Genomic DNA, 21,188 nt, shown 5'->3' with positions numbered 1-21,188 from the left:
ATCATGACCACACTAATCAAATTTATTATTGCCACCGTATTAAGTTTAACACTTTTCTCCTGTAACTTCGACATGAACCTTAGCACAGGCGTAAAAGGAAACGGAGAAGTAGTAACAGAAGAACGAGCTATTAACGAATCTTTTACAGCTATTAAAGCTGCCGAAGGTTTGGATGTTTATTTAACACAAAGTGATAACGAAAGTATTAGCGTTGAAGCTGATGAAAACTTACACGACATTATTTTAACTGATATTGAAAACGGTGTTTTAAGGATTCATACTAAAGAAAATATTGGCTGGTCCACATCGAAAAAAGTACATGTTAGTTTTAGAGATATATCGAGTATAAAATCTTCAAGTGGAAGCGATGTATATTCAACCAATACGATACAGGCAGAACGATTAGAATTAAAATCGTCAAGCGGAAGTGACATTAAACTTAATGTTAACACCACAGTTTTAAACTGTGATTCTTCAAGTGGTAGTGATATAAGGCTTTCTGGAAAAACAGTTAAACTATATGCTGAAGCTTCTAGCGGAAGCGATATTAGAGCGGCCGACCTAATGGCCGAATCGAGTGAAGTTAAAGCTTCTAGCGGAGCAGACATTACCGTAAACACATCAAAAGCGCTAACGGCTAGAGCATCAAGCGGTGGCGATATTAAATATTATGGTAATCCTGAAAATGTTGATAAAAGTGATAGTAGCTCCGGAAGTGTAAATCAAAAATAGAACAACCACCAATAACCAACTGATTTTAAAACCATTTCAAGCTTTAATAGAAAGCTTGAAATGGTTTTTGTCATATATTTGTTAGTGACCGATACGCAAAGTAATGTGTCTAACTAGTAACACATTAAGTAATTAACCCTTTTTAAAATGAAAAATTTCCTCATAATTCTTTTTTTTGGTCTACTCTCATTCTCATTTTGTTCTGCTCAAAGTACAGAAAAAATTAAAGGCAATAGAAATGTTACCATTCAACAAACCAATATTGAATCTTTTCATACCATAGCTTTAGATGAAGATTTTGAAATTGAAATTATTTATGATGTTGAACCTTATGTTCAAATAGAAACAGATGAGAATTTACATGAGTTTATAGAATTTCAGGTTATAGATAGCGTGCTTACTTTTAATAAAACAATAAAAATCACGTCTAAAAAAAAGTTAAAAATTAAAGCAACATATAATGATGCTTTAAAACATATTGTAACTACAGATGATGCTGAAATACAATCTTTATCAACCATAGATTTAGAGGATGGATCTTTAAAAACCAGAGGATCTTCAAAAGCCGGACTAACTATTAAATCTGAAAATTTTAGTTTTGATAGTGATGATAAATCTAAAGTAAAATTAAACCTAACAAGTGAAAACTGCGCTTTAACAATGAGTGGCAACAGTAAACTTGAAGCTTTAATAAATACGTCCGAAATTTACACCACACTTTACCAAAGAGCAGATGCAAATATTGAAGGATCGAGTAAAATAGCAAAAATAGAGTTAGATAATAATACTGAATTCGACGGAAAAAACTTTACTATTAATACTTGCGATGTGGTTTGCAATATAAGTAGCGATGCTCATTTAGAGGTGTTAGAAGCAATTACAATTGATGCATCAGGAGCAAGTTCTATCTATTTATACCAGAATCCTAAAATTGTAATAAATAAACTTTCAGATACATCTAAACTACAGAAGAAAGTTAAATAGTTTATTATTTAGTCGGGATGACAGGATTTAAATAATCCTAATAAACCCTCATTGCAAATCCTAACCTCAAATTCACTTTATAAAGTAAGCTTTCTACATAAATTTGAGGTTATGATTTAGTCGGGATGACAGGATTTAAATAATCCTAATAAACCCTCATTGCAAATCCTAACCTCAAATTCACTTTATAAAATAAGCTTTCTACATAAATTTGACGTTATGATTTAGTCGGGATGACAGGATTTGAACCTGCGACCACACGGCCCCCAGCCGTGTACGCTAACCGGACTGCGCCACATCCCGAATTAATTTCAAAGAAAACATATTTTCAAACAAATACAAAACACAAGAAAGCCAAAGTAAATTACTTTGGCTTTCTTTTAAAAAAATTATATTTCTTTCTTAATTATAAGAAGGGGTTGACACTTCGAATGTGGAATCTTTAGCTGCTAAATATCGTTCTGCATCCAAGGCTGCCATGCAACCAGTTCCAGCAGCAGTTACTGCTTGTCTGTAAACATGATCTGCAGCATCACCAGAAACAAATACACCTTCTATATTAGTTTTAGATGATCCAGGAGTATTAATAATATAACCCGTTTCGTCTAATTCTAAAAATCCTTTAAAGATATCTGTATTTGGTTTATGACCAATAGCAACGAAAAACCCAGTAGCTTCAATATCGTGTTTCTCGTTCGTTTTATTATTAAAAACGCGTACGCCAGTTACTACTTGTCCGTCACCTAGAACCTCATCGGTTTCTGTATTGAATAAAATCTCAATATTTTCAGTATTCGCTACTCTTGCAGCCATAATTTTAGAAGCTCTAAACTCATCTCTACGCACTAACATTGTTACTTTTTTACAAAGTTTAGATAAATAATGTGCTTCTTCACAAGCAGAATCTCCAGCACCAACTATTACTACTTCATGATTTCTGTAAAAGAATCCATCACATACAGCACATGCCGAAACTCCTCCACCTAATTTTAAATATTTCTGTTCAGAATCTAAACCTAAATATTTGGCAGATGCTCCAGTAGAAATAATTACGGTATCACAATGAATTTCTTTCTCTTCATTAACCCACACTTTGTGTACATCACCAGAAAAATCCACTTTTGTTATCCAACCGTCACGAATATCAGCTTCAAAACGTTGTGCTTGAGCTTGTAATTGCATCATCATTTCCGGTCCTGTAACACCTTCTGGATAACCAGGGAAATTTTCAACTTCATTTGTTGTTGTTAACTGCCCTCCCGGCTGTGTACCTTGATATAAAACAGGACTCATGTTTGCTCTAGCTGCATAAATTGCCGCAGTATAACCTGCTGGACCAGAACCTATAATTAAGCATTTAACTTTTTCTATTGTATCAGACATAATTGCTATTAAATTTATATTGAACTCGTTTAAACTTTTTCTAATTGGCTAAAAAATTGCCTTTTCACACCCTATTCTCATCTTTTTTTCATTCCGTAGCGGTGCTATGAAACTCAAAAATAAATTCAATAGGTCGCAAAATTGCTAATTTTCGCTACAATCAAAAACATTTAAATGAGTTCACTACAAAAGTAGAATTTTTGATTGAATCCTTACAGTTAAGTTATCAACAGTTTCTATAACTAAATAATGCATTATTATAAAAAGTTTGGTGTTTGTTTTTTTCGTAACTTTAGTATCGTAACCTCCTAATACTTAAAGTCATGAAAAAAATCACATTAATTATTTGTATTATTCTATTTTATTCTTGTAACAATAAACCAAAGGTCGATAATGTAGAAAATAATCAAGTTCTGGTAGCAAATGAAATTAATAGTTTAGAAGGCGCATGGAAGTTAGTGAGTTTTATAAACTATGGAGAAAACGGAGTTGCAGATACCATATTGACTTCAAATGACAATAAACAAATAAAGATGTATTCGAAAACAAAAGTTATGTGGAGTAGAACTCGAATTTTCGATACTATTGATTGGTTTGCTTATGGCGATTATACTGTTGAAGAAGGTGTTTTGACTGAAGTTTTAGATTATGGATCTAAATCGATGAACGAAGTTATAAAGGAAAAAACGGAATTTAGTTTTAATGTTACTATTAGTGAAAACGAATTTAGCCAAACAGAGATTGATAGTTTAGGACATCCTATTATTTCAGAAAATTACATTCGGTTAGAGTAATCTTTTTTCATTTGTTATATTTTTATCAATTACTACTGTACAGATAGATTATATGAAGTAAAAATGTATTCAATAAACTAAAGTTTCCAGAATAAAATTGTTAATTTAATAGTCGTTTTATTCGTTTTAGAAATGGTTACCGGCATTAAAGATACACCTGACATTTGCCAGGCATGAATGTGGCTAAACCCTTTTATAGTATCTGTTTTGTAACGATATCCGCTTCCCCAAGCACCACCTATTTGGTTATCTGGACTTAAGTTCACCATACCAAACGGACGACTAGCGGAAGAAAACAAAAACCATCTTGAATTTTCTGTGTCTAGCAAAGGGTATACTTTATCTACAAATTGCAGGTTTTCAGATGCGGGTATTACTTTTTGTTCGTTTTTACAAGAAACTAGAACGACTAGAATAAAACTTATTGCAAAAATGCTACTTTTAAGAATGCTATTTAATTTCATATCTTTCTATGTTTACAGGATTCTATTAAGACAAAGGACGACACCCATAAATGTAAAAGAATTTATTAAACTGTTAGTTTTAAAGCATTTTTTTTTAAATTTAAAGACTTACTAGTTTAATTCATTCATGGTTTAGATTAATATGTCCATGAAAAAATCAACGCAAACAAGTATTTTAGTAAAAATAAAACTATCATAACATGAAAACACCACGACATTATTACAAAAACACAGTAATACTTTTAACAGCAATTTTGTGTTTAAGTTGTACAAAAAACGCGAAACAAGATGTTCCGTGGGTTAATTTAATTGATGGTGAAACGCTTAACGGATGGCATCAAAAAGGAGGTAAAGCTACATATACCGTGAGAGATAAAAGCATTGTTGGAACCACAGTTCATGATACCCCAAACTCTTTTTTAACCACAGATAAAATGTATAATGACTTTATTTTAGAATTAGACTTTAAAGTTGATTCTACTATGAATTCTGGTATACAAATACGCAGTAATAGTTTCCCGCATTACAGAGATGGCCGTGTACATGGATACCAAGTTGAAATAGACCCATCTAAAAGAGCTTGGAGTGGTGGAATTTATGATGAAGCCAGACGTGGCTGGTTGAATCCTTTAACAGATAACCCTGAAGCTCAAAAGGCTTTTAAACAAAATGATTGGAATCATTACCGCATAGAAGCTATAGGTGATACTTTAAAAACATGGGTAAATGGAACACCAGCAGCGCATTTAGTTGACGAAAAAACCGCAAGCGGATTTATTTGTTTGCAAGTACATAGTATTCATGATGATAAACAAGACGGCACAGAAATTATATGGAAAAACATTAAAATTATTACAGATAGTGTTTCTAAGTATTCTAAAAAATCACCTTTAAAACCAATTATTACAAAAAACCAATTAACTATTAATGAAGAAAAACAAGGTTGGCAATTATTATGGGATGGAGAAACTACAAATGGTTGGCGCGGAGCTAAACTAGATAAATTCCCAGAAAATGGTTGGAAAATTGAAAATGGTGAATTAACAGTCTTGGCTTCCGGAGGAGGAGAATCACGAAATGGTGGTGATATTGTTACTAAAGAATTATATGGCGATTTTGAATTAACGGTTGATTTTAAAGTGTCACCAGGTGGAAATAGTGGTATAAAATATTATGTTGATTCAAACATCAATAAAGGACCTGGGTCTTCTATAGGATTGGAATATCAGATTTTAGATGATGATTTACATCCTGATGCCAAATTAGGAAATCATGAAGGAAGTAGAACTGTAAGTTCTTTATATGATTTAATTCAGGCCGATTTAGACAAACCTATAAATCCTGTTGGAGCGTGGAACACAGCCTATATTATTTCAAAAGACAATCATGTGGAGCATTGGCTAAATGGTGCAAAGGTATTAGAGTATGAAAGAAAAAGTGATGCATACCGAAAATTAGTATCAGAAAGCAAATATGTAAAATGGCCTAATTTTGGTGAATTAGATAAAGGACAAATTTTATTACAGGACCATGGTGATCTAGTTTCTTTTAAAAACGTAAAAATTCACCCTATTAATAACACTAAAGAATAAATATTATGAGTTCTAACAGAAGAAATTTTATAAAAAAAACAGCTTTAGGTGCTATAGGAGCAACAATAGTATCAAATAGTGCAAATGCTATGTCGGCTAAAAGTTATTCAAAAATAATAGGGGCTAATGATAGATTACATGTTGCGCTCCAAGGCTTAGGAAGACGTTATGGTGCATATTTAGGAGCTATTGCGGCAAAAGAAAGTAATATAGAATTACTTTATTTATGCGATGTAATGAAAAGTCAAAGAGACAACGCTGCAAAAGCTGTTTCAGAAGTATTATCAAATAAACCCATTTTAGAAAATGATATAAGAAATATTATTAATGATAAAAAAGTAGATGCTATTTTTATGGCAACTCCAGACCATTGGCACGCACCAGGAGCATGTATGGCCATGCAAGCAGGAAAGCATGTTTATTTAGAAAAACCATGTAGTCACAACCCAAAAGAAGGTGAGTTATTGGTGGCCTATCAAAAGAAATACGATAGAATTGTTCAGATGGGAAATCAACAGAGATCCTCATTACAATCACAAGAAATTATTAAAGAAATCCATAATGGGATTATAGGCGATGTATATAATGCTGTAGCGTTTTATACCAACAGAAGAGGACGAGTGCCTAATCAAGTAAAGGCAAATCCGCCTGAAGGATTAGATTGGGATTTGTTTCAAGGTCCAGCTCCTAGAAGAGATTATACCCATAACACATGGGATTACAACTGGCATTGGTATGGTTGGGATTATGGTACCGCAGAAATGGGTAATAACGCCACACACGAACTAGATATTGCACGTTGGGCTTTAGATGTGAAACATCCAGAGCATGTAGAGGTAAAATCAGGCAAATTTCATCATAAAGATGATGGCTGGAAAATGTATGACACTATGGAAGCAACGTTCCGTTTTACTGGAAACAGAACCATTCAATGGGATGGCCGAAGCAGAAATGGTTATGATAAATATGGCGCAGGAAGAGGCACAATTATTTACGGCTCTAATGGTTCTGTTTTTATAGATCGTGATGGTTATAAATTATATGATTTAAAAGGAAAACTAATTAAAGAAAACATAGTACCAGGTATAGAATCAGGAAACTCACTTGGTGGCGGTGGAAAACTTTCAACATTTCATACGTTAAACTTTTTTGAGGCTATTAGAGGAAAGGCTGAGTTAACGTCTCCTATTGATCAAGGTGCAACAAGTCAGTTATTAACGCACTATGCTAATATTGCGTCTAGAATTGATGATTCATTTGAGGTTGATGAAAATACAGGACGTATTTTTAATAGAGAAGCTATGAAATTATGGTCTAGAACGTATGAACCAGGTTGGGAAATTAAACCTGTTTAAATAATAGATGAACAACGCATCTTAATGACTTCAAATCTTAAACAAACACATGAAAAGAAGATAATTTATAATTAAAGGTTCTTTAGCATCGGCGGCCATAACAACTTCTACCCTAGCCATGGGTAATGCTTTTGATTTTAAAAGTGCTAACGATACCGTGAACATAGGTGTTATTGGTACTGGAGACAGAGGAACTGGAATGATTTCTAATATCAATAAAATTGAAAATTTTAATGTTATTGCTTGCTCCGATATTTTACCGTTTAGATTAGAAAATGGCTTAAACGCCACAAACGGAAAAGCCAAAGGTTATAGCGACTATCGCAAGTTGTTGGATAATAAAGATGTTGATGCCGTATTAGTTTCAACAACTTTCAATATGCATTCTAAAATCGCCTTAGATGCCCTAGATGCTGGTAAGTATGTGTACTGCGAAAAAACTATGGAAAAGGGTATGACGGTATTTAAAAGTTAGTAAATAAAGTTCAAGACACAAAAACCATATTCCAGACCGGGCATCAATATCATAGTTCAAGATTATATACAAATGTAGTAGATCTTATCAAAAACGGAAAAATAGGCAAAATAGCGGCTTTCGAATGCCAATGGAATAGACATGGAAATTGGACACGCCCTGTACCTCAACCCCAATTAGAACGCGCAATTAATTGGCGCATGTATCGCTAATATTCAGGAGGTTTAGCTGCCGAACTCTGTTCGCATCAAATAGATTTTTCAAATTGGGTATTGGATGAATTGCTAAACCAAGTTATGGGTGTTGGCGGCGTAGATTATTGGAAAGATGGACGTGAAACTTACGATAATATTCACTTAATATATAGTTATCCAAGCGGTGTAAAAACAACATTTACTTGCTTAACTAGTAATGCTAAGGATGGCTATCAAATTAAAATTTTGGGAGACAAAGGTACCATTGTACTCGATTATAAAAAAGCTTGGTTTTTTCCTGAAGGAGGGAAAAAGAAAAAATTAGGCATCGTGGATGGTGTTTCTGGAGCTACTGCAAAATGGGATAAGAATTCAGGAATCCCTATTACAATTGATCATATTGAACCAAGCGAGCAAGCATTAATTGATTTTAGAGACAATATCATTTTCAACAAAAAACCAATCTCAGATGTTACAACGGGTGTAAACGCAGCTATTTGTGTACAAATGGTACTTGATGCTATGTATGGCAATAAAATTGCTACTAAGCCGGTATTTTAATCAAAAATAATTCCTTAGGGCTCTATCTCAAGGTTTCCATTGAGATTGTCATTCAAATGAAATCGTTAATTACGAATACTGAAATACTAACCAATAAGTAAAACGAGAAACTAAATACACTTTTTTGATTTTTAATATCAAAATTAATTATAAATTTATCTAAACTTTTGGGCGCACTCTAGTTTCAGTCTGAGAATACTATAATCATAACACAAACAGCATATTAAAACAAGTAATTTTAACCTCATATGGATAAAATTAAGCTTTTTTAAAGAGACTATTGCCCAACAAATTAAAATTTAAGGCATAAAAAAAGCTCAACAAAAAGTTGAGCTTAAAAAGTCGGGGTGGCAGGATTAAATCTATTCTCTGCCATGTATTATAAACACTAGAAAATGAACAGGAATTATTTCAACTGCTCACCTAATTGTACACTAAATCACAAAAGAACTATTAAAAGATAAAATTTGTTTGCCTTTATTATTATAAAGATACAAATCATATTTTAATCTAACTAATTACTACAATTTATACTTTTTTAAATATGAGTTAAGTTAGGGTTCTATTAGAACCACATGTTTTCTAGATTATCTAGCTAAATTGCTACAAACACCTTTCCTGTTTTAACTTCGTGCCCTCAAATATGTCCAAGTATCTATCTTGGCTAAATATTATTTTTCCTGAAAAATCATTGTGTTACTTAAATTAAAATAATTCAATTGCATAGATCTAAAATAAAGCATTAAAAACTCACCCATAAATCAAGTGTGCCTACTACATTATTTTAGACAAAAGGGAGTTTTATGTATTGCTGTGGCTTTTTAACACTAATTATTTGCAAAAACAGGATAGTACAGGATGCGATTTGTAAGTAAAAATCTTTTTTTTGGATAAAGCCTTTACCACAAAAGGTATCTCTCGACAATTAAGGAAAATAATATATTAAACACTTATGTTTAGAGGTAAAATTGTATCAACTTTTCTTGACTTTGAATCAAAAAAGTTTTTAAATATTCTCTTTGTTATAGTTTTATTAGTATGTATTCCTCAAATAAATATAACAAGCTATCCTCAATCAACAATTACTAGTAAGTTTATCGTATTTGTCTATTTCTGTGCAGTTTTGTTAGGAATAAGCTCTTTCTGGATTTTAAAATCGAAAGTAACTAACCTCTCATTATCTCGTTTGGATATTGTTTTAGTAGCTCTGCTTATTTATATAGTAACGAATAGATATTTATTTCAAACAAATTATAGTTTTTCTATTAGATATATTGAATTATTAGGGATTGGATTCCTTTATCTGATTTTTAGGATCCTAGATATTAAGACGTTTTACTGGCTGTTATTGGCTATTGTAATCTCTGGCATTATTCAAGCCATTTATGGCAACCTCCAATTATTAGGATATTATCCATCTAATCATTCAGGGTTTAAAATAACAGGAAGTTATTTCAATCCTGGTCCCTATGCCGGTTTTTTAACGTCTGTTTTTCCGATTGCTTTAGGTTTGTATCTTTTTAGAGAAAAAGTGATTAGCAGCCTAGTTTTGTTTAATGCAAGCACGAAAAAGGATTTAATTCTCAATACTATAACAAAACTTTCATTTGAATATGTTCCCTTACTCGGCATAATAAGTATTGTCCTAATTATTCCCGCTACACAATCTAGAGCCTCATGGTTAGCTGTTTTAATAAGCAGCCTGCTTTTGTTTGAACTGCGTTATCAAATTATAAAAATGCTTTTTAAGCAACTCAACAAAGTAAAAAAAATCATTTTAATAGCTGGATCCATATTAATTATGGGAGCAACTCTATTTGGTGTTTATCAATTTAAAAAAGGTTCTTCCGATGGGCGTTTATTCATTTGGAAAGTCTCTACCGAAATTATAAAGGACAACCCCTTTTTCGGTGTAGGTTTTGATCGTTTTAAGACTCATTATATGAACTATCAAGCTAATTACTTTTCAAAGCATGGAGAAACACAAGAAGCTTTGGTTGCTGATAATACGTATTATGCCTTTAATGAGTTCATTCAATTTATAACCGAACAGGGTGTGTTTGGTTTTATCATATTGATACTAATTTTATATTTCATTATAAAAACATCTGCCAGAAAAGAATATAGTGAGTTAAGCTTCATTTTAAAAATAAGCTTGTTATCCACTGGAGTCTTTGCGTTTTTTTCATACCCAACGGAAATCCTGCCTATTAAACTTATTATGGTTGTGTCGTTGGCAAGTTTAGCTCTCTTAGACCAAAACAAAATAAAGCGATTTCTAAGTTTAAAAATTAATTCTTCTATTAAACTCGCTTTAAAAACTTCAATATTAGTAAGTCTTCTATTATTCACTGTTTTTAGTTTTAACTATGTAAATAGATTAGATGCCAGCTTTAAACATTGGAAATTTGCGCAAAGCAGTTATCAATATGGTGATTATGAAAGTGCCATAGAGGAATATGAAGAAGCATATCCAGAATTAAAAAACAATGGTGAGTTTTTAATGAATTACGGGAAAGCATTATCCATCTATAAAGAAGATAAAAAAGCCATACAAATTTTGGAACAGGCCAAAAGACATTTAAACACCACCATTATAGAAACTGCTTTAGGTGATGCATATAAAAACTTAAATCAATATAAAGAAGGAGAAGCTGCTTATAACCATGCAGCTAATATGATACCTACAAGATTCTATCCTTTGTATTTATTAGCCAAATTACATGAAAGTAAAGGAGATACTAAAAATGCTATAATTATGGCTAACACTATTTTAAGTAAAGATGTTAAAGTACCCTCTACAGCTGTAAAAGAAATACAACAAGAAATGAAAGAATTAATTCAAAATAATGAATAAAGTAAATCTAAAAGTAATACTGAAATTTTTCCTGTTAACAGGGTGTTTTTTAACCATTTTAAATTGTAATAAACAAAAAGAAAACCAAAATACTGAAGTAGCTAAAAAAAGCTACCTCCCTGACAAAAATGAGGTAAACATTATGCTATTGAATTCAGGTGTTTTCAAAAAAGAATTAGTAAGCAACGGGCATTTGGTGGCTTTAGAAAAAAGCACCTTAAAATTCAAGGTTAGTGAAAAACTACAAAATATTTACGTGAAAAATGGTGATTATGTTAGGCGAGGACAAGTTTTAGCAAAATTGGATGCCTTTACCTACCAACAAAAAGTAAATAAGGCAGAAATAGATTTAAAGCAAGCTACTTTAGAATTCAATGATTTACAGATTCGTCGTGGTTTCAATTCCAATAATAAAGATGCCATACCCAAAGAAGAATATGATAAAATGGCAATTAAATCGGGATATAAAAACACATTACATCAATTGGAAAATACACGTTTTGATTTAAAATCCACCAAACTCATAGCCCCTTTTAGTGGAAAAATTGCTAATATAAATAGTAAACAACACGACCAAATCAATTCTGGGAAGGAATTTATAACCCTAATTAACGATGCTGTTTTTGAAGTAGAATTTTATGTTATAGAATCGGAACTTAAAGATATAAAAGTAAAAGACAAAATAACCCTAGAACCGTTTGCGGTTAATAAAACCTTCCAAGGGGATATTGCAACCATAAATCCTCAGGTTGAAAAAGATGGTACTATTTTAATAAAAGCCTTAGTTAAGAATGATGGTAACTTAATGGAAGGGATGAATGTAAAAGTGTTTATTCAAAAGGATATTCCAGATCAGTTTGTTGTACCTAAAGCAGCCGTTGTTTTAAGAGATAACCAAGAAGTTTTGTTTACTGTTAAAAAAGGAAAAGCCTATTGGACATACATTCAAACCACCTTGGAGAATAGCAAGGAATATGCAGTTATTCCCCATCCTGATAAAAGTAGCGCGTCGTTGAAAGTTGGAGATACAATTATTGTTTCCAACAATTTAAATTTAGCGCACGATAGTGAAATAGCAATCAAAACCAACAACTAGTTTCTATAGTAAAATTATCGGATGGTTAAATTTTTAATACATAAACCTATAGCTGTTTTAATGACGGCGCTAGGTATTCTTATTTTGGGGATTTATGCCTTTGGGTTTATCCCTGTTTCCTTAATGCCCGATATTGATGTACCCGAAATCACAGTTCAGGTAGAGGCAGATAATATGTCGGCAAGACAGTTAGAAGATGCCATTGTCAAACCTTTGCGTTACCGTTTAATGCAAGTCAGTCATTTAAAGGATATAAAAAGTGAAACGAGTAAAGCATCTGGTGTTATAAGATTAAGTTTTACGCACGGCACCAATATAGACTATGCGTTTATAGAGGTAAACGAAAAGATAGACCGGATTATGGGGAGTTTGCCCAAAACAGTAAAACGACCTAAAGTTATAAAGGCTAGTGCTACAGATATTCCTGTGTTTTATTTAAATATGTCTATTAATGAGGTAGGTAGTAGCATTGAAAATGATATAAAACAAACTAATGGATTATATCCTGTATCCCAAAAATTTATAGATTTTAATCGTTTTACCAATCAAGTTATTCGAAAGCGTATTGAGCAGGTCAACGAGGTTGCTATGGTAGATATTAGTGGTTTGGTATCATCTGAAATCCTTATCATACCCAATCAAAATAAATTAGATGGGCTTGGTATTAGATTAGAAGATTTAGAAACTAGTATCAAGAGAAATGATCTAGATATTGGCAGTCTATTAATTAAAGACAATCAATATCAATACGATGTGCGCTTAGGTAACTCTTTAAATACAATAAAAGATATTGAGTCTGTTTATATCAATCACAACAATCGGGTATTTCAGTTAAAAGAACTTGCTGAAGTTATTGAGCATCCACAAAAGCGGACAGGATTATTTTTATCTCAAGGAGATGAAGCTGTAACAATGGCTATTATAAAACAAAGTGATGCAAAAATGAACGATTTAAAAGCATCACTTAATACACTCATAGAAGCTCTAAAAAAGGACTACCCACACATTAATTTCTCAATAACTAGAGACCAAACGAAACTGTTAGACTATGCCATAAATAATTTATTTCAAAGCCTATTGTGGGGTATGTTATTAGCTTTTATAGTCATGTTTTTTTTCTTAAAGAATATAACGTCTCCTTTATTAATAGGAATTTCCATACCAACTTCTATTATTGTTTGTTTATTGTTTTTTCATCTTTTGAATATTTCAATAAATATTATTTCCCTTTCTGGTTTGGTATTAGGTATAGGGCTTATGATAGATAATTCTATTATTGTTATTGATAATATAACCCAATATAGAGAACGTGGTCATAATTTATCTAAGGCTTGTATTATAGGAACTACAGAGGTTATAAAACCTTTATTAAGTTCTGCATTAACAACCTGTGCAGTTTTTATTCCATTGGTATTTTTAAGTGGTGTTAGCGGTGCTTTGTTTTACGATCAAGCTATGGCCATAAGTATAGGTTTATTTATTTCCTTTTTTGTTTCTATTACCTTATTGCCTGTATTGTATCGCTTATTTCATTTAAGAAAAACGAATGCATCAAATAAAATGAATCGTTTTCTAACTAAAATAAATACGGTAAACTATGCTGTTGTTTACGAAAAAGGTTTCCGTTGGGTTATGCGAAAACAACGAGTATCTTGGGGTATAAGTCTTTTGCTTTTAGTTGCAGCAATCGTCTTATTTTCATTATTACCAAAATCTCAAATGCCAGAATTTTCTAGTACAGAAACGGTATTAAAAATAGATTGGAACGAACCTATTAACGTAGACGAGAACAAACGCAGAGTTATACACTTATTAAAGCCAGTAACCAAAGATTTAATTAATCAAACGGCACTTGTTGGCAAACAGCAATTTTTATTAGATAAAAATGCAGATGCAAAAACTTCAGAAACGACTATTTATATTCAAACAAAATCACAATTAGAGTTATTAAAAACAATGAAGATTTTAAAGGATAATCTCGTATTAACTTATCCTGATGCTAATTATAATTATGAAGATGTTGATAATATTTTTAGCTTAATCTTTTCAGATAAAGAAGTCCCTTTAGTAGCGCGCTTAAGGCATGTAGAAAATTTAGGAAGTCAGCAAAATGAACAATTAAAAAGTATTTGGTATCAAATACAAGACAATCTTAATACGATAACTTTAAACCCCATAGCATGGGAAGACCATATTACGCTAGTTGCAGATCAAGAAAAGTTAATAACTTATAATGTTGCGTCTAGTACATTATTTAACACGTTAAAAAGTGCTTTTAACGAACGTGAAATTTTATCTATAACTGATAATCAAAATTTTATTCCTGTAATTTTAGGAAGTAGTACAAAGCATCTTAACGCTATTTTAAATGAAACTACTGTAAAGTCTAAAGATAGTGCTGTTTTTCATGTGAAAAATTTTATCAAAACAGTAAAAGCAGAAGATTTAAAAACTATAACTGGAGGTAGAGAGGGCGAATATTTTCCTGTGGAGTTTAGTGTTAATAATGATCAAGTTGAACCTACCATAAATAGTGTAAAAGAGATTGTAAGCCATAACTCTTGGTTTGATACTAATTTCTCCGGAAGCTTTTTTTCAAATAAAGAACTCATGGGAGAACTTAAAATAGTCTTACTAATTTCTTTGGTTCTCCTTTACTTTATTCTAGCCTCTCAATTTGAATCTTTTGTTTTACCACTTATCATATTATTAGAAGTACCTATCGATTTAGCGGGATCATTTTTGTTATTAAAGTTTTTTGGTATGAGTATCAACTTAATGTCTATGATTGGTCTTGTAGTTATGGCTGGTATTATTATTAATGACTCCATTTTAAAAATAGATACTATTATTCAATTGCAACGTCAAGGCTATTCTTTGATTAAAGCCTTATTAGTGGCAGGGCAAAGACGCCTAAAGCCTATACTGATGACAAGTTTAACAACCATTCTAGCCCTAGTACCGTTATTATTTTCAAGTGGATTAGGAGTAGAATTACAAGTGCCTTTAGCAGTAGCTTTAATTGGAGGTATGCTGTTAGGCACTTTTGTAAGCCTGTACTTTATTCCACTTTGCTATTATCATTTTACTCAGAAAACATGAATGTAAATAAACATATAAGACAAATAGTATTGGTATTAAGTATCTTATTAAGTAGTGCACCCTTTATGGCACAACAGCAAGATAAGTTACCTGTAACCCAACAAAAAACAATTAAACTTAATAGTATTTTAAAATTAGCCAGTAAAAACTCTTTAGATGTATTTAAAGCGAAGCGAAAATATGGTGTTAATTATTGGCAGTTTCGGTCTTTCAAATCGAGTTTATTACCTAGAATTGATTTTGAAACGAGACCATTTACATTTAATAGGGCATTAACTGAACGTTATGACTCTGAACTCAATATAGATGTCTTTAGGCAACAACAAACTATAAATAGTTTTGCTAACCTTTCTTTAAGTCAAAATATCGGGGCTACGGGAACCCGTATATATTTAAACTCTAGTTTTAATAGGTTAGAGAATTTTGGTCTTACAAAATTAGAAACCTATAATGCAACCCCAGTAAGAATTGGTTTAACGCAACCAATTATGGCATTTAACCCGTTTAAATGGCAACAAAAAATAGCACCTTTAGAATTCCAAAAAGCTAAACAAGACTTTTTGTATGAGTTACAAACCATTAATATAAAATCGGTTGACCTATTTTTTAAATGGGCTTTGGCTAGTAAAAAAGTAGAAATAGCTAAAGAAAATAAGACATCAGCTGAAAAACTATTTAAAATTGGCAAACAACGTTATGATTTAATTGCTATTGAACGCGACGAACTACTGAATTTAGAATTAGATGTTTATAACGCCAATACTAATTTAACACAAAACTCCCAAAATTTACAAAAAACAGAAGCGGAGCTAAAGCTATTTTTAAGAGATCAGTTACCCCAAGGTGCCCTTCCAGAACTCCCTGAATTAATAACAGATTTAAGTATAGATTTAAACAAGGCCATTCAGTTAGCTTATCAAAATAACCCAAGTATACTTGATTTAAAACTTAGAAAAATTGAAGCTTTAAGAGATCTTGATAAAGCTATAAAAAATAACCGATTCGATTTATCATTAAACGCTAGCTATGGTTTAAACCAACAAGCTAATACGTTTGTTGATGCTTATGGCAGATTTCTAGACCAGCAAATGGTTTCTATCCAATTAAATGTGCCTGTGTTAGATTGGGGAGAACGCAAGGGTAATATTAAAACAGCTAAAATGAACAAAGAAGTTATTGATATAGAATTGCAGCAGAACGAAGAAAGCTATAAACAAGACGTGACTATAAATGTTCTAGATTTTAACCTACAAAAAGAGTTGGTAGATGATGCATTAAGAAGCCGGGATATAGCCAAGGAATCTTATAACTTAACGGAGAAACGTTTTTTATCTGGAAGTGTTGATTTTTTAAACCTAACGGCATCTAGAAAAGCATGGCAACAGGCTAATGAAAATTACATAAGAGCTTTACAAAACTATTGGGCTATTTACTATAAAGTACAACAGCTAACCCTCTATAACTTTATTGAGGATAACCCATTGTTACAAGATTTTGAAACCATACTGAAAAACTAAGATTAGATATTATGACTTATCCTGAAAGAAAAGAAAAAGAAAAACATTTGTTGTATTTAATTGAACAGAAACGGTTATGCGACTTAGAAAAAATAGCAAATGATTATGGTTGTAGTGTCAGAACTATAAAACGAATGTTAGAAAACCTTAGAAATGAAGGTAAAACCATCGTGTATTGCAGAAAAAGTAATAAATACCTGCTAAAAGAATAGCAAAGTGTCAGAATTTGTCCCTGTGAGGTTTTAAATTTGAGAAATCAATAAAAATAATAAAACCTCTGAGCATTTACATGTTAAAAAATATAATCACAAATTGTTTAACTAAAAATTCATGCCAATGACATAAATAAAAGAAATACCCAGAGGAAGTCTTTTTTTTTAGACTAAATAGTATTTTATAGTAAAGTACTTTTTAATATTCTGCAAAAGTAGTATTTCCTCAAAGACTTTTGATAATAATAATTGTTTAAATAATTAAAATTTTAATAAAAATGAAAAAAGTAATAGGAATAGTAGGCGTATTTGTGTTGGCATTATCTATGTTTTTTAGCACAACAAGTTTAGATCTTAATGATATACAAAATGTTAGTTTGAGTGACTTGGCCTTAATAAGCACTGCTTCGGCTGAAGATGATGAATGGGTACCATATAGTTGTCCTCCAAATGCGCTCGGATACTGTTCCATAACTGGCCAATGCCATTACTCCTATTATTTACAAGGGTGTTAATGGATTATTCGAAAAATAATTCAGAAAATGGATAAGAATATCTGTTTTTGAAGAATGTAGATTTAAATTAAATTTTAAAAAACAAAAAGACAATTTTTTTGCTTAGAATAAAAATACATGTACATATTTTAATAAAAATAAAATCTTAAAATGTCTTTTTAATTTTTGTTTAAGACGGTGATTTCTAAGAAGAATTTTTAGATTTCACCGTTTAAATTAATATTTCCAATGAAAATAATAATATACGCAATATTCATATCAAGTTTTTGGTCTTGTTCTAATAATACAAATGAGTTAAAAAACCCTAAAGCGGGAGAGTTAAAAAAAATTAAAACCTTAAAACAAATAAATATTAAAGAGTTTTCTTTGGATAGTATTACCGCTCCAAATCCCGCATACATTCAAATCTATAAAGATTCAGTTAATGACTTAAATTTAACCTTCTTAAATTCTTATAACAATTCAATTTATTTCTATAACTATAGAGATTTATCTTTAATAAAAAAAGTTTCTTTTCCTAAAGAAGGGCCTAATGGAATATTAAAACCTGCAGGTTATTTTATAAAAAATTTAGATTCTATATATATATATAATAGAGCTTTGTTAGAAATAATAATTGCCAATGATAACAGTGAAATTTCAAATAAAATTTCTTTGATAGGTAATGAGAAGTTTAACGACCTTAATTGGATTCGTAATTATCCTCAATATGACCCAAAAACAGTAATTCCCATTTTACGAATTAATAATAATTTATATTTTACTGGTTTTTACGCTGATTTTATACCAGACGAATTAATAAAAGATTCAAAACATACTGCTATAATCAACATGAAAACTAATATTATTGATTTTACTCACACTTACCCTAAAGAATTATATGGTAATTATTACAATTGGGGAGATTCATTCTTTAATAAAGTGTATCCTATTTATAATACAAATAAAAAGGCATTAATATATAGCTATCCAGTTTCTCATTTTGTTTACCAACAAGACTTATCAACTAATAAAACAAGTAAAATATACGCAGGAAGTAATTTTGCAAGAACTATTACTTCTTTTAATGATCCTGCTACAACAAAAAGACGAGTACCACGAAATAAAATTAATTTAAAACTAAATCAACAAGACTTTTATGGAGGCATACTTCATGATAAATGGAGAAGGTTGTACTATAGATTTACACTTAAAGCCATACCTAATGCTACTATAAAGACGAACTATAAGAAAAAGAAAGTAGCAGTAATTATAATGGATGAAGACTATAATTACTTAGGAGAAACGGTTTTAGGGGCTTGGAGAAATTGGAATTGGGAAAATTCTTTTGTCACGGAAGATGGCCTAAACATTGAGTATTTAGATCATCATAATCTAGACGAAATCTCTTTAACTTTTAAAATTTTCCAACCTAAAGATATTTAGTTATGCTAAAACATTTAAAATATATATTTATAATCTTCTTGGTTTTTAATACTATAACCAGTTGTAACAAAACAAAAAAAAAGGGGGATTTTACAGATATCAAGCAATTTGTTCAAAAATTTGATCAAAATTTAGATCAATACAATTGGATTGTAGTATTACCGGGGTTAGGCTGCAAAGGTTGTATAAAACAAGCAGAAATGTTTATGAAAAATAATATAGACAAAGAGGAGGTACTATTTGTACTTACAAACGTAGAGTCTCTTAAAACATTACAAAATAAGATAGGTATTAAACTTAAAGAGCATTCTAATGTTTATATAGATAAAGAGGAGGATTTTATTATTCTTTCTGATAATAGTATATACCCATGTATAATTAGCTTGGAAAATGCTAAAGTAAAAGATTATCAGTTTCAGTCTCCTGATAATGGGGAGGCGTTTGCTAAATTAAGTACGCAAATAAAAGCTTTGGCTAAACAATGAAGCTTAGGTGAATATACCAATGAGGCACTGAAATTATATATAATACTTTGTCTCCATCTAAACGAAATAAAGTATTTTTTTGTTTAGTTAAAAAAACTACTTGAAGAAGAACTCTTATAAAATTAAAAATGGATTTATATATCTGCATTTTGCATTAAAGAGTCTTTTAGTTTTTGTTATTACGTATTATTAAGTAAGGCTAATTCTTATTTTAAAATAAAGTTGTTTTTTATTTACCTAAAAAAAGCACTTATAATTAACCTCATAAAGAACAAACAGGTAAATGACCAAAAGAACTATTTTTTTAAGTTGCTTGCTTGCAATTTTATTTGCATTAATAAACCTATTCTGGCTTTTTTTAATGTTGTTTGTTTTGGTCTTAATCTTTAAGAAAATTTTAGTGCTAATACGTAAACCATTTTTAAAAAAAGGGTTTGTTTTATTTTTACTTTTATTTGCTCTAATAGTAGTAAGATTATTTCTTTTTGATATTTTTAAAATACCAAGTGCTTCGATGGAAAACACCTTGTTTTCTCAGGATATTATTATAGTAAATAAGCTAAAATATGGCCCCAAACTACCGCGTTCTCCTTTTGATATTCCTGTTTTAAATATGGCCTTTTATTTTAATAAAGATGCTAGAGAACGCATTAACGATCATTGGTGGCCTTACAAACGCTTATCTGGCTATTCGAATGTAAAAAATGGTGATATTATTGTTTATGAAAACTTTAGGAAAAATTATTTTTTTGTAAAACGTTGTGTCGCTATTCCTGGTGATACGCTCTTTATTAAAAGCGGAAGAGTATATATTAATAACTCGCAACTTAAGTTTAATAATAACATTAAAAGCAATTATCAATTTAAAATTAAAAATATTGAAGAATTTCATCGAGATATTAATCCTCTTGAAGTAACAGATTACGTTAATATAGAAACCGATACACTACAATACTCAACAATAAATACATCAATTAAAAAAGCAAACGAAATAAGTAAATTATCTTCAATTGATTCTTTTGGATATGCAGAAAAAATATTTAACAAAAGTGATAAGTTTTTTTATCGTACAAATAAAGAAAAATGGACTATTGATAATTTTGGCCCGATAATAACCCCAAAAAAGGGAATGCAAATAGCTCTGAACGATAAGAATTTTTCCATTTACCATAAAGCACTCCGAAAACACGAAAAGGTTAGAATAAAAAAGGTGAATAACGCTTATTTTATAAACGATGTTAAAAAAGAGGTGTACACTTTTAAGCAAAACTATTATTTTATGATGGGAGATAATAGGCACGAAACATTCGATTCAAGAACTTTTGGGTTTTTACCAGAAAAGAATATTGTAGGTTATGTACAAGGGGTTTTGTTGTCAAACTATCAAGATACCTTTCAATGGGGACGGTTATTTAAAAGTATTTATTAACTATTCATGAATAAGT

18 protein-coding genes and 1 tRNA gene are annotated in these 21,188 nt (G+C 30.9%); 16 read left to right on the top strand and 3 right to left on the bottom strand.

Annotated features, from left to right (window positions below; all coding sequences use genetic code 11):
* The first annotated feature begins 3 nt into the window (after window positions 1-3).
* Window positions 4-732 carry a head GIN domain-containing protein gene (locus SJY43_RS07895; RefSeq protein WP_396603288.1) on the top strand — a complete coding sequence of 243 codons (729 nt, stop codon included), beginning with the start codon at window positions 4-6 and terminating at the stop codon, window positions 730-732.
* A 147-nt stretch (window positions 733-879) separates the two neighbouring features.
* Window positions 880-1,716, top strand: a complete 837-nt coding sequence (locus SJY43_RS07890) for a GIN domain-containing protein (protein ID WP_396603287.1) — start codon at window positions 880-882, stop codon at window positions 1,714-1,716.
* A gap of 228 nt (window positions 1,717-1,944) precedes the next feature.
* On the opposite strand, the gene SJY43_RS07885 is transcribed toward SJY43_RS07890, so the two are convergent.
* Both SJY43_RS07885 and trxB read right to left on the bottom strand, forming a co-directional pair.
* Window positions 1,945-2,019, bottom strand: a tRNA-Pro gene (locus tag SJY43_RS07885).
* A 99-nt stretch (window positions 2,020-2,118) separates the two neighbouring features.
* Window positions 2,119-3,099: a thioredoxin-disulfide reductase gene (trxB, locus tag SJY43_RS07880; RefSeq protein ID WP_396603286.1), complete on the bottom strand. Its 981-nt coding sequence runs from the start codon at window positions 3,097-3,099 to the stop codon at window positions 2,119-2,121.
* A gap of 323 nt (window positions 3,100-3,422) precedes the next feature.
* Between trxB and SJY43_RS07875 the strand changes: the two genes are divergently transcribed.
* On the top strand, window positions 3,423-3,893 hold the full coding sequence (locus SJY43_RS07875; protein ID WP_396603285.1) for a hypothetical protein: 471 nt from the start codon (window positions 3,423-3,425) through the stop codon (window positions 3,891-3,893).
* A gap of 77 nt (window positions 3,894-3,970) precedes the next feature.
* Here the strand turns inward: SJY43_RS07875 and SJY43_RS07870 are convergent, their stop codons facing one another.
* Window positions 3,971-4,357 carry a hypothetical protein gene (locus SJY43_RS07870; protein ID WP_396603284.1) on the bottom strand — a complete coding sequence of 129 codons (387 nt, stop codon included), beginning with the start codon at window positions 4,355-4,357 and terminating at the stop codon, window positions 3,971-3,973.
* 200 nt (window positions 4,358-4,557) lie between these two features.
* Between SJY43_RS07870 and SJY43_RS07865 the strand changes: the two genes are divergently transcribed.
* The 13 genes from SJY43_RS07865 to lepB all read left to right on the top strand — a co-directional run bounded on the left by SJY43_RS07865 (window position 4,558) and on the right by lepB (window position 21,172).
* Window positions 4,558-5,949 (top strand): DUF1080 domain-containing protein, encoded by a 1,392-nt coding sequence (locus SJY43_RS07865; protein WP_396603283.1) that lies wholly within the window; start codon window positions 4,558-4,560, stop codon window positions 5,947-5,949.
* A gap of 5 nt (window positions 5,950-5,954) precedes the next feature.
* Entirely contained in the window at window positions 5,955-7,304 is a 1,350-nt protein-coding gene (locus SJY43_RS07860; RefSeq protein WP_396603282.1) for a Gfo/Idh/MocA family protein, read from the top strand.
* A 118-nt stretch (window positions 7,305-7,422) separates the two neighbouring features.
* Window positions 7,423-7,779, top strand: coding sequence for a Gfo/Idh/MocA family protein (locus SJY43_RS07855; protein ID WP_396603281.1), 357 nt, complete (start codon window positions 7,423-7,425; stop codon window positions 7,777-7,779).
* 272 nt (window positions 7,780-8,051) lie between these two features.
* Window positions 8,052-8,534 carry a hypothetical protein gene (locus SJY43_RS07850; RefSeq protein WP_396603280.1) on the top strand — a complete coding sequence of 161 codons (483 nt, stop codon included), beginning with the start codon at window positions 8,052-8,054 and terminating at the stop codon, window positions 8,532-8,534.
* A gap of 952 nt (window positions 8,535-9,486) precedes the next feature.
* The gene (locus tag SJY43_RS07845) at window positions 9,487-11,391 is read left to right on the top strand and encodes an O-antigen ligase family protein (RefSeq protein WP_396603279.1); all 1,905 of its coding nucleotides are present in this window, start codon (window positions 9,487-9,489) and stop codon (window positions 11,389-11,391) included.
* Complete coding sequence (locus tag SJY43_RS07840) at window positions 11,384-12,487, top strand: efflux RND transporter periplasmic adaptor subunit (RefSeq protein ID WP_396603278.1); 1,104 nt, start codon at window positions 11,384-11,386, stop codon at window positions 12,485-12,487. Before SJY43_RS07845 ends, SJY43_RS07840 begins: the two co-directional genes overlap by 8 nt.
* 21 nt (window positions 12,488-12,508) lie before the next feature.
* Entirely contained in the window at window positions 12,509-15,589 is a 3,081-nt protein-coding gene (locus SJY43_RS07835; RefSeq protein WP_396603277.1) for an efflux RND transporter permease subunit, read from the top strand.
* A complete protein-coding gene (locus SJY43_RS07830) occupies window positions 15,586-17,106 on the top strand; it encodes a TolC family protein (RefSeq protein ID WP_396603276.1) in 1,521 nt (506 codons plus the stop codon). The genes SJY43_RS07835 and SJY43_RS07830 overlap by 4 nt, the downstream gene beginning before the upstream one ends.
* 11 nt (window positions 17,107-17,117) lie before the next feature.
* A complete protein-coding gene (locus SJY43_RS07825; protein ID WP_396603275.1) occupies window positions 17,118-17,318 on the top strand; it encodes a DeoR family transcriptional regulator in 201 nt (66 codons plus the stop codon).
* A 278-nt stretch (window positions 17,319-17,596) separates the two neighbouring features.
* Window positions 17,597-17,833: a hypothetical protein gene (locus SJY43_RS07820; protein WP_396603274.1), complete on the top strand. Its 237-nt coding sequence runs from the start codon at window positions 17,597-17,599 to the stop codon at window positions 17,831-17,833.
* A 228-nt stretch (window positions 17,834-18,061) separates the two neighbouring features.
* Entirely contained in the window at window positions 18,062-19,258 is a 1,197-nt protein-coding gene (locus tag SJY43_RS07815) for a DUF4221 family protein (RefSeq protein WP_396603273.1), read from the top strand.
* Between the two features lie 2 nt (window positions 19,259-19,260).
* The gene (locus SJY43_RS07810; protein ID WP_396603272.1) at window positions 19,261-19,743 is read left to right on the top strand and encodes a hypothetical protein; all 483 of its coding nucleotides are present in this window, start codon (window positions 19,261-19,263) and stop codon (window positions 19,741-19,743) included.
* A gap of 400 nt (window positions 19,744-20,143) precedes the next feature.
* The gene (gene lepB, locus SJY43_RS07805) at window positions 20,144-21,172 is read left to right on the top strand and encodes a signal peptidase I (RefSeq protein WP_396603271.1); all 1,029 of its coding nucleotides are present in this window, start codon (window positions 20,144-20,146) and stop codon (window positions 21,170-21,172) included.
* Window positions 21,173-21,188: the final 16 nt, after the last annotated feature.

This window comes from Algibacter sp. R77976 (assembly GCF_044594645.1).
In the GTDB taxonomy this organism is placed as follows: Bacteria; Bacteroidota; Bacteroidia; order Flavobacteriales; family Flavobacteriaceae; genus Algibacter_B.
This window is presented reverse-complemented; position numbering and strand designations above follow the sequence as displayed.

Excerpts from the sequence above, each read along its gene's own strand:
- SJY43_RS07895 (WP_396603288.1), top strand. The coding sequence starts at position 4 with ATGACCACACTAATCAAATTTATTATTGCCACCGTATTAAGTTTAACA.
- SJY43_RS07820 (WP_396603274.1), top strand. The coding sequence starts at position 17,597 with ATGAAAAAAGTAATAGGAATAGTAGGCGTATTTGTGTTGGCATTATCT.
- SJY43_RS07870 (WP_396603284.1), bottom strand. The coding sequence starts at position 4,357 with ATGAAATTAAATAGCATTCTTAAAAGTAGCATTTTTGCAATAAGTTTT.
- trxB (WP_396603286.1), bottom strand. The coding sequence starts at position 3,099 with ATGTCTGATACAATAGAAAAAGTTAAATGCTTAATTATAGGTTCTGGT.
- SJY43_RS07865 (WP_396603283.1), top strand. The coding sequence starts at position 4,558 with ATGAAAACACCACGACATTATTACAAAAACACAGTAATACTTTTAACA.
- SJY43_RS07890 (WP_396603287.1), top strand. The coding sequence starts at position 880 with ATGAAAAATTTCCTCATAATTCTTTTTTTTGGTCTACTCTCATTCTCA.
- SJY43_RS07835 (WP_396603277.1), top strand. The coding sequence starts at position 12,509 with ATGGTTAAATTTTTAATACATAAACCTATAGCTGTTTTAATGACGGCG.
- SJY43_RS07810 (WP_396603272.1), top strand. The coding sequence starts at position 19,261 with ATGCTAAAACATTTAAAATATATATTTATAATCTTCTTGGTTTTTAAT.
- SJY43_RS07875 (WP_396603285.1), top strand. The coding sequence starts at position 3,423 with ATGAAAAAAATCACATTAATTATTTGTATTATTCTATTTTATTCTTGT.
- SJY43_RS07840 (WP_396603278.1), top strand. The coding sequence starts at position 11,384 with ATGAATAAAGTAAATCTAAAAGTAATACTGAAATTTTTCCTGTTAACA.
- SJY43_RS07855 (WP_396603281.1), top strand. The coding sequence starts at position 7,423 with ATGGGTAATGCTTTTGATTTTAAAAGTGCTAACGATACCGTGAACATA.
- SJY43_RS07830 (WP_396603276.1), top strand. The coding sequence starts at position 15,586 with ATGAATGTAAATAAACATATAAGACAAATAGTATTGGTATTAAGTATC.
- SJY43_RS07860 (WP_396603282.1), top strand. The coding sequence starts at position 5,955 with ATGAGTTCTAACAGAAGAAATTTTATAAAAAAAACAGCTTTAGGTGCT.
- SJY43_RS07825 (WP_396603275.1), top strand. The coding sequence starts at position 17,118 with ATGACTTATCCTGAAAGAAAAGAAAAAGAAAAACATTTGTTGTATTTA.
- SJY43_RS07845 (WP_396603279.1), top strand. The coding sequence starts at position 9,487 with ATGTTTAGAGGTAAAATTGTATCAACTTTTCTTGACTTTGAATCAAAA.
- SJY43_RS07815 (WP_396603273.1), top strand. The coding sequence starts at position 18,062 with ATGAAAATAATAATATACGCAATATTCATATCAAGTTTTTGGTCTTGT.